General features: G+C 69.3%; 1 protein-coding gene. It reads left to right on the top strand.

Annotation, left to right across the window (positions count from 1 at the left end; translation table 11 throughout):
- Positions 1 to 1,999: condensation domain-containing protein (locus ACWD68_RS41770; RefSeq protein WP_451811699.1), on the top strand; the 1,999-nt coding region annotated here is incomplete at both ends.

Below are 1,999 nucleotides of genomic sequence, written 5' to 3'. Positions count from 1 at the left end.
CTGGGCCGGATCGATGATCAGGTGAAGGTGCGCGGCTATCGGATCGAACTCGGTGAGATCCGGGCCGCGTTGACCGCTCATCCGGTGGTGTCCGATGCGGCGGTGGTCGTGACCGAGGATCAGCGTCTGGTCGCGTATGTGGTGGGTGAGACGGACGGTCTGCGCGAGGCGGTCGCGGGTGTACTGCCCGAGTACATGGTGCCGTCCCTGTTCGTGGAGCTGGAGAAGATCCCGCTGACCGCGAACGGCAAGCTCGACCGGCGTGCTCTCCCCGATCCGGAGACCGGCGCCGCCACCGACTCGTACATCGCGCCGCGCAGCGAGACCGAGGAGACGATCGCCGAGGTCTGGGGGCAAGTTCTGGGCCTGGAGAGGGTCGGCGTCGAGGACAACTTCTTCGACCTCGGAGGCCACTCCATCAAGGCGATCGCCCTGGTGGGAGCCTTGCGGGCCCAAGGCTTCGAGGCATCGGTCGGCGATGTGTTCCGGCATCGGACCGTGGCCGGACTCGCGGCCGCGCTCGGTACGCCGGCAGGCACCCTCGAAGAGGAGCCCCCTGTCGTGGCCCCCTTCTCCCTGCTCTCCGAGGCGGACCGGGCCGGCCTTCCTGAGGGACTGGCGGACGCTTTCCCGCTCGCCCAGGTACAACTCGGCATGCTGGTCGAGATGCTGGCGGACGACGGGCTGAACAAGTACCACAACACCACGACGTTCCGGATCAGGGACGGCAGGGCCTTCGACACGAGTGCTCTGGAAGAGGCCGCTCGGGCCCTGGTTGAGCGCCACGAGATGCTGCGGGCGTCCTTCGCTCTGGAGGGCTATTCGTTGCCGCTCCAGCTGATCCACCCCAGCGCGGAGATCCCGGTCACCGTGCACGATCTACGGGGCCAGGACGAAGAGAGTCAACTGGCCACCCGGCACGAGCACATCGCGTCCGAACGCGCGGCCACGTTCGATCTCGAACGTCAGCCCCTGCTTCGGATCTCCGCGCTCGTGGAATCGGACGAGGCATGGTGGCTCTCGGTCAGCGTCTGCCACCCGATCACCGAGGGGTGGAGCCACCGCTCCCTGCTCAGCGAGATCGTCGAAAGCTACCTGCGGGTGCGCGGCGGCGGGACGCTGCCCGCGCCCGAGCCGCCCGCCGTCCGGTACGCGGACTTCGTCGCGGCCGAGCGCGCTTCCCTGGCGTCGGACGACGACCGGTCCTACTGGCGCGGTGTCATCGAGGGCCACGCCAAGTTCGAGCTGCCGAGCGGTTGGAGCGACGCCTCCACGTCGGGCGGAGCGGCGCACACGGTCCGCGTACCGCTGGCCGACCTCGCGCCGGCGTTGCGTGCCGCCGCGAGCGACACCGGCACCTCGCTCAAGTCCGTGCTGCACGCGGCGCACCTGAAGGTGATGAGTCTGCTCACCCCGGAGGAGTCCTTCCACACCGGGCTCGTGTGCAGCGGACGCCCCGAGATCCTGGGGGCAGAGCGCGTCTACGGCATGTATCTCAACACCGTGCCGTTCGCGTTCCGGAGCGGCGCCCGCACCTGGCGCGAACTCGTCCGCCAGGTCTACGACCAGGAAGCCGCCCTCTGGCCCCACCGCCGCTATCCGATGCCGGTCATGCAGCGCGAACTGGCCGACGGCACACGCCTGTTGGACGTCCGTTTCAGCTACCTCGACCTCAAGGACGCCCAGGCCGAGTCCGACATCGTCGATGCGGACTCCGGCATGGGCGAGGGCGCAACGGAGTTCGGCCTCGCCATCGCGGCCCGCGCGAGCGGACTGCTCCTCACGGCCGACCCCGGCCGGCTGGCCCCGGACGCCGTGGACCGACTCGCGTCGATGTACCGCACTGTCCTGGAGGCGATGGCCCAGAACGTCGACGGCGACGCGGAGTCCACGTACCTGCCTGACGGTGAGCGTGAGTTGGTGCTCTCCGCCTGGAACGACACGGTGGTGTCGGTGGGTGAGGTGTCGGTGCCGGAGTTGATCGCGGAGCGTGCGGCGG

The organism is Streptomyces sp. NPDC005141, from assembly GCF_053599975.1.
The sequence above is the reverse complement of the archived record's forward strand: the minus strand, read 5'-3'. Positions and strand labels throughout refer to the sequence as shown.